The following is a 12,554-nucleotide window of genomic DNA, read 5'->3' as shown; positions in this document are numbered from 1 at the left end:
CGGAGACTTCAGTCACCACACTGTAGTACCGCTGTACCCAGACGCGATCATGGCTCCCGGCTTTGGTCGCGTTTTACATTGGTGCCTCCTTTATCGCTCTGCGGCCGGCTTTATCAGCCGGGCCGCGTGGTTGATGATGTCCCTGTCAACTCGTCCTCCGGCGGAGGACAATCGGCCCCGTAACGCTGAGCGATCCATGTTCGAACGATCGCGGGCTCCCACCGTCTCGACCGCCCGACCCAGTAGTAGGGCGGAGCCTCTCCTGCGCTGATCAACTTCTCCAGGGTTCGCAGCGAGATGCTGAGGAGCCCTGCGACTTCCTGCGCTGACAGCTGTTTTTCCATCGTGAGTACTTCCGTGCAGCTAAATGCATTGGGATGAAGTTTCCTTCGGCGCGCCGGGGGGTACAATGCACCGGTCAAAACAGAAAGTGTGCACAGGTCGGATCATAAAATGCTGATTTACAAGCGTTTTGCTGATACACGACCTCATAACGCATCAGGCATTGAATGCAGGCGCAGTGGCTGAGAGCTCGACATTTTCGACTTAGTGCATCTGCGTTGCTCTCGGAGGGCTACGCGCGACTCCATCACGCGGCAGCATTCGCTGCGCCGGAAAACCCGCGCTCTCGCCGTGCTTCGAACACCCTTTTTCGTGAGCACCTTGCGGGTCTTCCGCTTCGCGTTGCGGAGCAGGCCGCGTCCTTGCGCGATCTTCCGATCGTAACCTCCAAACTCCTGGCCGATCTCGGTGCGCTCGGCCTAGGAGACGTCTCACTTCGTCGGCTCACCAACACGACGACCTGGGGCCTTGGCAAGGACGTCGACTACGGGGAACTCTTGCGCCTTGAGCCTCATTCCTTGTTTGGCAGGTGCTACGAGTTCCTCTTTTCTAGAAGGCGCCAGGCCCAGGTCAGCGAGCTAGATCTCTATTTACTTGTGCTGATGGGCCTGGCCGCGACAGGCTTGCGGGAGATGCGTTACTGCGAGTTCTGTCCCAGGTGGGCTTACCCCGGCGCGAGTTTGTGCGTTCATCACAGCCAATCCCGCCTGGCGCCCGGCACGCCGTCAGAGAAGGCAGCCCGCTATCGGATTGGCCGCGAGGTCGGCGAGATCTTTCGTCGCCATGTTCCCGAGGTCCCTGCTCAGGTCGAACTGACGGACTCGACTCTGCCCGCTTTCCTTGCGCACTTGCTGTGGCGCGCGGCGAGCCCAAACGAAGCGAGGACAGCGGGTGCGGTGAGGCGGCAGATTACAGACAGTCCGGCATTAGAAGAGCTGATCGGCGAAGACTTCGACTCGTTGGGCAACGATCGGCTTTACTCCCGTCTCCAGGAAACGGTCGACCCCTACGAGGTGCGTCCGGCGGCGTGGCTGTGGAAGTTGCGGCTGCTCCGGTTGTGGTCAGGCTATGCAGCAGCCGTCGCTGCTCGACCGCGCAAGACGCCTCTTGATGCCTGGCTGCGGCTGGTGAAAGCGAGTTTTCTCGAACGAGACGGTCTCTCCAAGGCCGAGATTGCGCGCCGACTTGACTTGTCACCCTCTGCCATCTCGAACTGGCTCCGACGTCATGAAGCGAACTCTTTACAAGAAGCAGTTAAGAAGCATATCGAGGACAGTCGGATGACGTTCAGAACCGATCGGATGCTCGCTCTGGATGTTGAGCCTGACGAGAACCTCGCATGACGAGAAGGGCCAGCGGCCCACTCGGGCTGGCTTGGGAGGGATTGTTCCGCGTGGACGGAGGTTGGAGAAGGACGCCGCTCAGTGACCGGTTACCGTCGATCTTCTTGCGGTGATGCTCGTCAGCGAACAGGTCAGTCTTGATAGCGCTACGCGGTTTCATCGGTGCAGGCTGCAGGGTTCAGGACGTCGTAATTTTACCAAGGGCGGGCGGAGCAGAGGTTTTTCGAGGCGCCCGGATGAGTTTCCACCAAGGAACATGCGGACGAGCAAGGGGCTGCCGGGCGCTCGGTTACAACGTGAGGATCGGCGTTTGATCTGCGGCTGCCCGCAGCACTTGTAGGTTCCCGATCAAACCTTTGCCTATCGCCGGATCGGACCGCCCCAGCACACCCTCACTGGAAATTTGAGTCACATCAATCGCCCAGCAGATCGCGGGGTGTTGACTCTTGATTTTCTGCATGTCTTGCGCAATATCTTACAAAGTCTTGCAAGGTCTTGAAGAAAATCCTCGATTGAAGCTGCACGAAGGCGGAACTTGTGGGGGTGGTATGACAGCGCGCCAGCAGGCGATCTTCACACTCGACGAGTTGGCTACCTACTTAAAGGTCGGCAAGCGAACGCTCTACCGGCTCGCCGCGCACGGGGAGATTCCGGCCTTCAAGGTCGGCGGGACGTGGCGGTTTCGTCAAAGTGAAATCGATCGATGGATCAATGATCAGATCCAAGCAGGCAGAAAGAAGGGGGTGATACGCACAGATGAGCAGCCAAAGTTAGCGGAACACTCCGTGTCGTCTGGGCGCGCTGTCCGTCACCGCAGGCAAACGGAGTGAGCGAGAGTCTTCAATCTTTCTTCTGGAGGTGTGACATGGACATTGATTTCAAGAAATTGGCTCCCTGGAACTGGTTCAAGAAAGAGCAGGAAGAACAACAGAACACCGCCTCGCTGCCGGTGCAGCGCAATGACCTGCCGGTGGCGGGTGGGCCGGTCAGCCCCATCCTGCAATTGCATCGCGAGATCGATCGCCTGTTCGACGACGCGTTTCGAGGCTTCGGTTTCCCGACGCTGGCCATGCCACGCTGGCCGTCGGAGTGGCCGGGCCTGCTGAAACCGGCGCTGGACATCCAGGAGACCGACAAGCAGTACAAGATCGCCCTGGAAGTGCCCGGCGTCGAGGAAAAAGACATCCAGATCACGCTCGACAACGACGTGCTGCTGGTGCGCGGTGAAAAACGTCAGGAGCAGGAAACGAAAGACGGCGGTTTCCACCGGGTGGAGCGCTCCTACGGCAGCTTTCAGCGCGCTCTGAACCTGCCGGCCGATGCCAACCAGGACACGATCAAGGCCGCTTTCAAGAACGGCGTGCTCACGATCACGATGGAAAAGCGCGAGGCCAGTACGCCCAAGCAGGGCCGCTCGATCCCGATCAACGGCTGACGCTGGTCGGCTCGCTTTTCTCAAAACCACAAAAGGATGAGGCGCCGTGATCGGCGGCGTCTCATCAAATCAATCTTTACAGGAGCATCAGCATGGCCAGAAAACAATGCCAGGTCTGCGGCCAGACCGCCACGGTGCGGGTGGAAGCCAATCTCAATGGTCGTCACAGCACCATGCTGTTGTGTGACGATCACTATCGCCAACTGGTGCGCCAGCAAAAGCGCACCGTCTCGCCGCTGGAAGCCTTGTTTGGCTCGCGCAGCGGCTTGTTCGAAGACTTCCTCGGCAGCGACTTCTTCCGCATCGGTGACGATTCGCCGTCCGTGGCGGCCGATGCCGATGAGGTGGTCGATGCCTCGTTTGGCGAGCCCGCCCCGGCCGGTACGGGCACCGCGCGCCGTCGCGGCAGTGGGCTCGCCAGCCGTATCAGCGAACAGTCCGAGGCCCTATTGCAGGAGGCCGCCCGACACGCTGCAGAGTTCGGGCGCGCCGAAGTCGATACCGAACACCTGCTGCTGGCGCTATCCGACAGCGACGTGGTCAAGACCATCCTGGGGCAGTTCAAGATCAAGGTCGATGACCTCAAGCACCAGATCGAATCCGAAGCCAAGCGCGGCGATAAGCCGTTCGAGGGCGAGATCGGCGTGTCGCCCCGGGTCAAGGACGCGCTCAGCCGTGCTTTCGTGGCCTCCAACGAACTCGGCCACTCTTATGTCGGGCCGGAGCATTTCCTGATCGGGCTCGCCGAGGAAGGCGAAGGTTTGGCGGCCAACCTGCTGCGCCGTTACGGCCTCACGCCGCAAGCGCTGCGCCAGCAGGTAAGCAAGGTGGTCGGCAAAGGGGCCGAGGATGGCCGCGCCGAGACGCCGACCAACACGCCGGAACTCGACAAGTATTCGCGCGACCTCACCAAGATGGCGCGCGAGGGCAAGCTCGATCCGGTCATCGGCCGCGCGCAGGAGATCGAGACGACCATCGAAGTGCTGGCCCGGCGCAAGAAGAACAACCCGGTGCTGATCGGCGAGCCCGGCGTCGGCAAGACCGCCATCGTCGAAGGGCTGGCGCAGCGCATGGTCGCCGGCGAAGTGCCCGAGACGCTGCGCGACAAGCGCCTGGTGGAACTCAACATCAATGCCATGGTGGCCGGCGCCAAGTACCGCGGCGAGTTCGAGGAGCGCGTGCAGAAGGTGCTCAAGGAAGTGACCGAGCACCAGGGCGAGCTGATTCTCTTCATCGACGAGGTGCACACCATCGTCGGTGCCGGCCAGGGTGGCGGCGAAGGCGGGCTGGACGTGGCCAACGTGTTCAAGCCGATGATGGCGCGCGGCGAACTGAACCTGATCGGCGCCACCACGCTCAACGAGTATCAGAAGTACATCGAGAAGGACGCCGCGCTGGAGCGTCGCTTCCAGCCGGTGATGGTGCCCGAGCCGACGGTAGCGCAGACCATGATGATCCTGCGCGGCCTGCGCGACACCTTCGAGGCGCACCACAAGGTCAGCATCACCGAGGATGCGATCATCGCCGCCGCCGAGTTGTCGGACCGCTACATCACCGCACGCTTTTTGCCTGACAAGGCCATCGACCTGCTCGACCAGGCGGCCGCACGCGTGAAACTGTCGGCCACGGCCCGCCCGGTGGCGGTGCAAGAGCTGGAGTCCGAACTGCACCAGCTGCGGCGTGAGCAGGACTATGTGGCCTCGCGCAAGCAGTACGACAAGGCCGCCGAGCTGGGCAAGCGCATCGAGACCAAGGAGACTGAACTCAAGAAGCTCGTCGAGGAATGGGAACGCGAGCGCGCCTCGGGCAGCGCCGAAGTCAAGGCCGAGCATGTCGCGCAGATCGTCTCGCGCCTGACCGGCATTCCGGTCAACGAGCTGACGGTGGAAGAACGCGAGAAGCTGCTGCATCTGGAGCAGCGGCTGCACGAGCGCCTGGTGGGTCAGGATGAAGCAGTGCGCGCGGTGGCCGATGCCGTGCGGTTGTCACGCGCGGGCCTGCGCGAAGGCAGCAAGCCGGTGGCGACTTTTCTGTTCCTCGGGCCGACCGGCGTGGGCAAGACCGAGCTCGCCAAGGCGCTTGCTGAGTCCATCTATGGCGATGAAGGTGCGCTGCTGCGCATCGACATGTCCGAGTACGGGGAACGCCATACCGTGGCACGCCTGGTGGGCGCGCCTCCGGGTTATGTGGGCTATGACGAGGGCGGCCAGCTCACCGAGAAGGTGCGTCGCAAGCCCTACAGTGTGTTGCTGCTGGACGAGATCGAGAAGGCTCACCCCGACGTCTACAACATCCTGTTGCAGGTGTTCGACGACGGGCGGCTCACCGACGGCAAGGGCCGGGTGGTGGATTTCACCAATACCATCATCATCGCCACCTCGAACTTGGGCTCGGACATCATCCAGCGTCGGCTGAAGGCCCGTAGCGCCGCCGGCGAGGAATACGAGAAGACCAAGTCCGAGGTGATGGACGTGCTGCGCGGACACTTCCGCCCCGAGTTCATCAACCGCATCGACGAGATCATCGTCTTCCATGCGCTGGGCAAGGAGGAGATCCGCCATATCGTCGGCCTGCAGCTCGATCGTGTGGCCCGCAACGCCGCCAGCCAGGGCGTGACGCTGACCTTCGATCAGACCTTGATCGATCACTTCGCGGAGGAAGGCTACAAGCCCGAGTTCGGCGCGCGTGAGCTCAAGCGGCTGATCCGCAGCGAGCTGGAGACGGCACTGGCGCGCGAGATGCTGGGTGGCGGTATCGGCAAGGGCGATCACGCCAGCGCCCGCTGGGACGACAAGGCCGAACGGGTGGTCTTCGAGCGCCAGGAGCCACCCGCGAAGCCGGCCGAGCCTGAAAAGCCCGATGCCGCGAACGTGGCCGAGGCACCGCCTAGCGACGCGAGCAAGCCTGCGCGCAAGAAGAAGTCAGCGGGCGGCGAATCTTGAGCGATGGGAGGCTGTCGTGTCCGACCCCAACGGGCTGACATGGGCAGCCACCCTCGTGTCGCTGGCGGTCGCTATCCCCACAGCGGGGCACGCGGTCATCTACAAGCGTGACCCTCGATCGGCCACGCTGTGGGTACTGCTGATCGCCTTGTTGCCGCTGGGCGGTTCGCTGCTGTATGGGCTGTTCGGCATCAACCGTTACCAGCGGCGGGCGCGGCGGCTCTTCCCGGGGGCAGATCCTGCTGTTCGGCAGGACCTCTCGCCCACGATGCCCGAGGCTGTATCGCCGCCGCTTGCCGGTCTGGCCCACCTGGTGGGACGCGCCACCGGCCAGTCGCTGACCGGCGGCAACCGCATCGAGCCGCTTGTCGATGGCGAGCAGGCCTACCCGGCCATGCTCGCCGCCATCGAATCGGCGCGGTACAGCGTCGCCCTGGCCTCGTACATCTTCGACAGCCAAGGCATCGGGGCGCAGTTCGTCGATGCGCTGCGCCGGGCTCATGCGCGCGGCGTGCAAGTGCGGGTGCTGATCGACGACGTGTATGCCCGCTGGACGCCCCGCAGCGCCTACCGCGCCTTGCAGCGCGCCGGCGTTCCGGCGGCGACGTTCAACCCGACGTTGATTCCCGCGCGCCTGCATGGCGCGCATCTGCGCAATCACCGCAAGCTGCTGGTGATCGATGGCAAGACGGGTTTTACCGGCGGCATGAACATCTTCAGCCCGTATTGGCGGCCCGATGCGCCGGGCCAGGCCTGTCACGATTTACACTTTCGTCTGCGCGGGCCGGTGGTAGAGCATCTGATGCGGAGCTTCACCGATGATTGGTGCGATACCACGGGCGAGCGGCTCAGCAAGGGTTTCTGGCGCGAATCTCCCGCAATGGCTGATGAGCAAGGAACCTCTTGGGCGCGCGGCATCGAGGCCGGTCCCGATGAGGCCCTGGACAGGATGCGCTGGACCTTCATGGGCGCTTTGAGCGCGGCGAAGCATTCGGTGCGCATCTGGACACCTTACTTCGTCCCCGATCAGCCGATGATCGCGGCGCTAAGCACGGCCGCGTTGCGCGGCGTGCGTATCGACGTGCTGACGCCCGCAAACGGCGACCATCCCACGGTGCAATGGGCCGCGCGCGCCCACTACTGGCAGGTGCTGGAGCACGGTGTGCGCATCTTCGAACGGCCTGGCCCGTTCGACCACAGCAAGCTGATGCTGGTAGACGGAGCGTGGTGCTGCCTGGGTTCGGCCAATTGGGATGCGCGCAGTTTGCGCCTCAACTTCGAGTTCAATGTGGAGGTGTACGACACCGCGTTGTCTACGCGGCTGTCATCCCTTTTTGATGCCGCTCGTGATGCGTCGGGCGAGATATCGGCGAAGGCGTTGCGCGCCCGCCCGCTGGCCATCCGCTTGCGCGACGGGGTGGCCCGTCTGTTCACCCCCATTCTCTAGCGACACGACTTGCGAGGAACATTGCCCATGGAAAAGAAAGATCAATGGAACATTGGCTACTGGATCGTCGCCGGCCTGTTGCTTCTGACGCTGCAGAACTACTGGCAGGCGGCCAAGACCGTCGAGCCCGTGCCCTACAGCGAATTCGAGAAGGCGCTGGCCGAGGGGCGCGTCGCCGAAGTGCTGGTGTCGGACCGCACGGTCACCGGGCGCCTGAAATCGCCGGACAGCCGGGGCAAGACCACCATCGTGGCCACCCGTGTCGAACCCGACCTGGCCGAGCGGCTGTCCAAGTACGACGTGCCCTATGCGCGGGTGGTGGAAAGCACCTGGCTGCGTGATGTGCTCTCCTGGATTCTGCCGGCGGTGGCCTTCTTCGGCGTCTGGTTCTTCCTGTTCCGCCGCTTCGCCGAGAAGCAGGGCATGGGTGGCTTCCTGAGCATCGGCAAGAGCCGTGCCAAGGTATTCATGGAGAAAAACACTGGCGTGACCTTTGCCGATGTCGCTGGCGTCGATGAAGCCAAGGCGGAGTTGGTTGAGATCGTCGATTTCCTCAAGAATCCGCAGGAGTATGGACGGCTCGGGGCGCGCATTCCCAAGGGCGTGTTGCTGGTCGGCCCACCGGGCACCGGCAAGACATTGCTGGCCAAGGCTGTTGCCGGCGAGGCGGCGGTGCCCTTCTTCTCCATCTCCGGATCAGAGTTTGTCGAGATGTTCGTCGGCGTGGGTGCGGCCCGTGTGCGCGACCTGTTCGAGCAGGCCCGCGGACAGGCGCCGGCCATCATCTTCATCGACGAACTCGATGCACTGGGCCGCGCGCGCGGCGCCGGCGGGCCCATCGGCGGCCACGACGAGCGCGAACAGACCCTCAACCAGCTGCTCACCGAAATGGATGGCTTCGACAGCTCGGTCGGGCTGATCATCCTTGCAGCTACCAACCGGCCGGAGATCCTCGATCAGGCCTTGCTTCGCGCCGGTCGCTTCGACCGTCAGGTGCTGGTGGACCGTCCCGACAAGAAAGGTCGCCTGGATATCCTGAAGGTCCATGTCAAGAAGATCACCCTGGCCCACGGTGTAGATCTGGAACAGGTGGCGGCGCTGACCACCGGCTTTTCCGGCGCTGATCTGGCCAATCTCGTGAACGAAGCAGCGCTGAACGCGACGCGGCGCAAGGCGCAGGCTGTGGAACTGCAAGACTTCACCGCCGCCATCGAGCGCATCGTGGCCGGCCTGGAAAGGAAGAACCGTGTGCTCAATCCGAAGGAGCGGGAAACCGTGGCCTATCACGAGATGGGGCATGCGCTGGTGGCGCTGGCGCTGCCCGGCACCGATCCGGTACACAAGATTTCAATCGTTCCGCGTGGCATCGGTGCACTCGGCTACACCCTGCAGCGGCCCACCGAAGACCGATTTCTGATGACACGTGCCGACCTGGAGCACAAGATCGCCGTGCTCCTGGGAGGGCGCGCGGCTGAGAAGCTCGTGTTTGGCGAGCTGTCCACAGGGGCTTCAGACGATCTCGCGCGGGCCACCGACATCGCCCGCGACATGATTACGCGCTTCGGCATGGATGAGGGCTTGGGGTACGTTGCTTTTGAGGCACAGAGGCCGCGTTTTCTTGATGCGCCTGAACTGGTACAGGGTGGCTGCCGGGTAGCCGAATCGACTCAGGCACGCATCGACCAAGCCATCCGTGACATCGTGATGGGTGTGTTTGATCGTGCATACCGAATTCTCGAAATTAACCGAGAAATGCTGGAGCGGTGCGCGCGCGAACTGCTCGCACGGGAAACGCTGGATGAATACAGCATCCGGCAACTGACGCAAGGGCTACAGCTCGAATCCCCATGTCACAGCGGCCCAACTGCCGGAGCCATTACTTCCTCTGTGTCCCAAGGAGCCACCTCATGAGTGACAGCATTCATATCGTCTGCCCACACTGCCAATCCATCAATCGCGTGCCAGCCAACAAGTTGGCAGAGAAGCCCAATTGCGGGCGGTGCCAGCACCCGCTGTTCACCGGAGAACCCATTGATCTGACCACAGCGACCTTCGCCCGTCATCTGGAGCGCAGTGACCTGCCGCTGCTGGTTGACTTTTGGGCGCCGTGGTGCGGACCGTGCAAGATGATGGCGCCGCAGTTCGAGCAGGCAGCCTCCCTGCTTGAACCCAAGGTGAGGTTGGCCAAGGTAAATACCGAGGCCGAGCCTCACCTGGCCGCCCAGTTCGGTATTCGCAGCATTCCAACCCTGATTTTGTTCCGAGGGGGACATGAGGTTGCACGTCAGGCGGGCGCCATGGGCGCGCAGGACATTATGCGCTGGGTGGCTTCGCAATTGCCCCGATGATTCAGGTGCAATCGAGTCGTCTTCTCGGACTCCCCGTTCCATTAACGTTTCATTGAAAGAGAGAGCGCAACGCCTATGCATAAAGAATCCGGCCACACGGCCCTTGACGAGATGCGCTCCCAGTGGCGGTTGATGACGGTTTACGAGCGCTTCGAGCAGGTCGTCGCCCTCGTTCTGTCGGCGGTAATTGCCGTCATCATCGTGGTGTCGCTGTTCCAGCTCATCGCCATCGTCTTCACGCTGCTGGTCCTCGATGCCTTCAATCCCATGGACCACAAGGTATTCCAGAGCGTGTTTGGCATGATCATGACGCTATTGATCGCGATGGAGTTCAAGCATTCCATCGTGCGCGTGGCGCTGCGTCGGGACAGCATCATCCAGGTCAAGACCGTAATCCTCATCGGCCTGATCGCGCTGGCGCGCAAGTTCGTGATCCTCGACCCCGAGGCGAGCCCTGGCAAGATCGCCGCGCTTGCAGGGGCCACACTGGCGCTCGGTGCCACTTACTGGCTGCTGCGCGAGCGCGACGACCGCGCCGCCAAGACATCTGAGCATGATCCGTCATCATCCCAGTGACCTGCGTGCTGCGTTGTTGCAACATCGCCGGCTCAACCGCCTGCAGACCGGGCTGTTGGTCCTGACTCTGATCGGGATCGCAGCCACCGCAGGAAGCCTGCTGTTCGGGGAAAGCGGCCTGTGGCTCGCGCTGTTTGCCGTTGCTGGCGCGCTGCTGCTGGAGCCGGCAGCCGCATCCGCCTTGACCTTGCGCTTGTACCGCGCACGGGCTTTGCGCCCGCACGAAGCCCCCGAGATTTGGGCTCTGTTGCGCGAGCTGTCCGCCCGTGCCGGTTTGCCCGCCACGCCGGTGCCGCACTACGTGCCCAGTGCCGTCGTCAACGCCTTCGCCACCGGCTCGAAGCAGCATGCATCGATCGCCCTTACCGATGGCCTGCTGCGCAACCTGAGTTCGCGCGAACTGGCGGGTGTGCTCGCGCACGAGGTCGCGCACATCGCTAATGAGGATCTGCGTGTCATGGGGCTGGCGGATTCCGTCAGTCGCCTCACGAGCCTGCTGGCTATGGTCGGACAGATCGCTATTGTGTTCAGCTTGCCCGCACTGCTGGCCGGCGCGGTGGCGGTCAATTGGCCTGGACTGCTTCTGCTGGCCGCCTCGCCCCAGCTGGCCCTGCTCGCACAGCTCGGCTTGTCTCGCGTGCGTGAGTTCGACGCTGACCGCCTCGCGGCGGAACTGACCGGCGACCCGCAAGGGCTGGCGTCCGCGCTGGCGAAGATCGAGCGGGTCAGTCGCTCCTGGCGTGCCTGGCTGTGGCCGGGATGGGGCAATCCCGAGCCTTCCTGGTTGCGCACCCATCCGGCAACGCAAGATCGCATCTCACGCCTGCTGACGTTGGCGCCTGGACCAGCAACAGCCTTGCCGTTTCACGCGCCCCATTTCTTGCCGGAATCCGCTGTGACGCCGCGCCCGCCGCGCTGGCGCCCGAGCGGGCTGTGGCGCTGATTGCCCATCAACAGGAGACTTCTCATGGCCTATCTCGACCCGTACCAACGCCCCGCGCCGGACCGCTTCGTCCGGCGCTGGCTCTTCATCGCCGCCTGCATTGCCGCGCTCATGTTGCTGTGGCAGTTTCTGCCCGCCATCGAGGCCTGGTTCAGTCCGCGCGAGGCAGCAGAACGCACCGTGACGGCGCGTGGTGATCTGGCGGCGGACGAGAAAGCCAACATCGAACTGTTCGAAAAATCGCGCGCCTCGGTGGTCTACATCACCACCGCGCAATTAGTACGCGATGTCTGGACGCGCAACGTGTTCTCCGTGCCGCGCGGTACAGGCTCGGGCTTCATCTGGGACGACGCCGGCCACGTCGTCACCAACTTCCACGTCATCCAGGGCGCGTCCGAAGCCACCGTCAAACTGGCCGACGGCCGCGACTACCAGGCCGCACTGGTGGGGACGAGCCCCGCGCACGACATCGCCGTGCTCAAGATCGGCGTCGGTTTCAAGCGCCCGCCGGCCGTACCGGTGGGCACCAGCGCCGACCTCAAGGTAGGCCAAAAGGTCTTTGCCATTGGCAACCCCTTCGGCCTGGACTGGACGCTCACCACCGGCATCGTCTCCGCGCTCGACCGCTCGTTACCCGGAGAAGCGGGCGGCCCGGCCATCGATCACCTGATCCAAACCGACGCCGCCATCAACCCCGGCAACTCGGGCGGGCCGCTGCTCGATTCGGCAGGAAGGCTCATCGGCATCAACACGGCGATCTATAGCCCCTCCGGCGCATCGGCCGGGATTGGTTTCGCCGTGCCGGTGGACACGGTCATGCGCGTAGTCCCGCAACTGATCAAGACCGGTAAGTACATCCGTCCGGCGCTGGGCATTGAGGTGGACGAACAGCTCAATCAGCGCCTGCTGGCGCTGACTGGAAGCAAGGGCGTGTTCGTGTTGCGTGTTACCCCTGGTTCGGCAGCGCACAAGGCCGGCCTCGCGGGTGTCGAAGTCACGCCGCAAGGCATCGTGCCGGGCGACCGCATCATCGATGTTGATGGCAAGGCGACGGACGATGTGGCTAAGCTGCTCGCGCGGCTAGACGACAGGATGGTCGGCGATGTGGTGGTCTTGTCAGTGGAACGGGCCGGCAAATCGCGCGAGGTGCGTGTGGAGCTGCAACCGGGGATTTGATC

Annotated in this window: 12 protein-coding genes; 10 read left to right on the top strand and 2 right to left on the bottom strand. The window is 63.2% G+C overall.

The genetic code is table 11. From position 1 onward, the window contains the following. Positions 1–113 precede the first annotated feature (113 nt). Positions 114–344 carry a helix-turn-helix transcriptional regulator gene (locus tag LQF09_RS19665; RefSeq protein WP_443081769.1) on the bottom strand — a complete coding sequence of 77 codons (231 nt, stop codon included), beginning with the start codon at positions 342–344 and terminating at the stop codon, positions 114–116. Positions 345–704: 360 nt separating this feature from the next. Between LQF09_RS19665 and LQF09_RS00405 the strand changes: the two genes are divergently transcribed. Beyond that, positions 705–1,685: a helix-turn-helix domain-containing protein gene (locus tag LQF09_RS00405; RefSeq protein WP_270068860.1), complete on the top strand. Its 981-nt coding sequence runs from the start codon at positions 705–707 to the stop codon at positions 1,683–1,685. Positions 1,686–1,974: 289 nt separating this feature from the next. Here the strand turns inward: LQF09_RS00405 and LQF09_RS00395 are convergent, their stop codons facing one another. Then, on the bottom strand, positions 1,975–2,145 hold the full coding sequence (locus LQF09_RS00395; RefSeq protein ID WP_270069917.1) for a hypothetical protein: 171 nt from the start codon (positions 2,143–2,145) through the stop codon (positions 1,975–1,977). A 52-nt stretch (positions 2,146–2,197) separates the two neighbouring features. Here LQF09_RS00395 and LQF09_RS00390 point away from each other — a divergent pair, with 52 nt between their 5' ends. From LQF09_RS00390 to LQF09_RS00350, 9 genes are all read left to right on the top strand, one after another. After that, entirely contained in the window at positions 2,198–2,515 is a 318-nt protein-coding gene (locus LQF09_RS00390) for a helix-turn-helix domain-containing protein (protein WP_270068859.1), read from the top strand. Between the two features lie 35 nt (positions 2,516–2,550). Next, entirely contained in the window at positions 2,551–3,120 is a 570-nt protein-coding gene (locus LQF09_RS00385; protein WP_270068858.1) for an Hsp20/alpha crystallin family protein, read from the top strand. A gap of 92 nt (positions 3,121–3,212) precedes the next feature. Continuing rightward, positions 3,213–6,062 carry a heat shock survival AAA family ATPase ClpK gene (clpK, locus tag LQF09_RS00380; RefSeq protein WP_270068857.1) on the top strand — a complete coding sequence of 950 codons (2,850 nt, stop codon included), beginning with the start codon at positions 3,213–3,215 and terminating at the stop codon, positions 6,060–6,062. A 16-nt stretch (positions 6,063–6,078) separates the two neighbouring features. Continuing rightward, positions 6,079–7,509, top strand: coding sequence for a cardiolipin synthase (cls, locus tag LQF09_RS00375; protein WP_270068856.1), 1,431 nt, complete (start codon positions 6,079–6,081; stop codon positions 7,507–7,509). Positions 7,510–7,536: 27 nt separating this feature from the next. Next, complete coding sequence (gene ftsH / locus LQF09_RS00370; protein ID WP_270068855.1) at positions 7,537–9,420, top strand: ATP-dependent zinc metalloprotease FtsH; 1,884 nt, start codon at positions 7,537–7,539, stop codon at positions 9,418–9,420. Then, entirely contained in the window at positions 9,417–9,857 is a 441-nt protein-coding gene (gene trxC / locus LQF09_RS00365; protein ID WP_009238721.1) for a thioredoxin TrxC, read from the top strand. The genes ftsH and trxC overlap by 4 nt, the downstream gene beginning before the upstream one ends. 75 nt (positions 9,858–9,932) lie before the next feature. Then, positions 9,933–10,433, top strand: a complete 501-nt coding sequence (locus LQF09_RS00360; RefSeq protein ID WP_270068854.1) for a phosphate-starvation-inducible PsiE family protein — start codon at positions 9,933–9,935, stop codon at positions 10,431–10,433. Further along, a complete protein-coding gene (locus LQF09_RS00355; RefSeq protein ID WP_270069904.1) occupies positions 10,411–11,376 on the top strand; it encodes a zinc metalloprotease HtpX in 966 nt (321 codons plus the stop codon). Before LQF09_RS00360 ends, LQF09_RS00355 begins: the two co-directional genes overlap by 23 nt. A 24-nt stretch (positions 11,377–11,400) precedes the next feature. Continuing rightward, positions 11,401–12,552, top strand: coding sequence for a S1C family serine protease (locus LQF09_RS00350; protein WP_270068853.1), 1,152 nt, complete (start codon positions 11,401–11,403; stop codon positions 12,550–12,552). Positions 12,553–12,554: the final 2 nt, after the last annotated feature.

The organism is Thauera sp. WB-2 (assembly GCF_027594845.1).
Taxonomy (GTDB): domain Bacteria; phylum Pseudomonadota; class Gammaproteobacteria; order Burkholderiales; family Rhodocyclaceae; genus Thauera; species Thauera mechernichensis.
The sequence above is the reverse complement of the archived record's forward strand: the minus strand, read 5'-3'. Positions and strand labels throughout refer to the sequence as shown.

Bases quoted from the DNA above. Each gene is read 5' to 3' on its own strand.
- LQF09_RS19665 (WP_443081769.1), bottom strand. From the start codon at position 344: ATGGAAAAACAGCTGTCAGCGCAGGAAGTCGCAGGGCTCCTCAGCATC.
- LQF09_RS00395 (WP_270069917.1), bottom strand. From the start codon at position 2,145: ATGCAGAAAATCAAGAGTCAACACCCCGCGATCTGCTGGGCGATTGAT.
- LQF09_RS00385 (WP_270068858.1), top strand. From the start codon at position 2,551: ATGGACATTGATTTCAAGAAATTGGCTCCCTGGAACTGGTTCAAGAAA.
- clpK (WP_270068857.1), top strand. From the start codon at position 3,213: ATGGCCAGAAAACAATGCCAGGTCTGCGGCCAGACCGCCACGGTGCGG.
- ftsH (WP_270068855.1), top strand. From the start codon at position 7,537: ATGGAAAAGAAAGATCAATGGAACATTGGCTACTGGATCGTCGCCGGC.
- trxC (WP_009238721.1), top strand. From the start codon at position 9,417: ATGAGTGACAGCATTCATATCGTCTGCCCACACTGCCAATCCATCAAT.
- LQF09_RS00360 (WP_270068854.1), top strand. From the start codon at position 9,933: ATGCATAAAGAATCCGGCCACACGGCCCTTGACGAGATGCGCTCCCAG.
- LQF09_RS00355 (WP_270069904.1), top strand. From the start codon at position 10,411: ATGATCCGTCATCATCCCAGTGACCTGCGTGCTGCGTTGTTGCAACAT.
- LQF09_RS00350 (WP_270068853.1), top strand. From the start codon at position 11,401: ATGGCCTATCTCGACCCGTACCAACGCCCCGCGCCGGACCGCTTCGTC.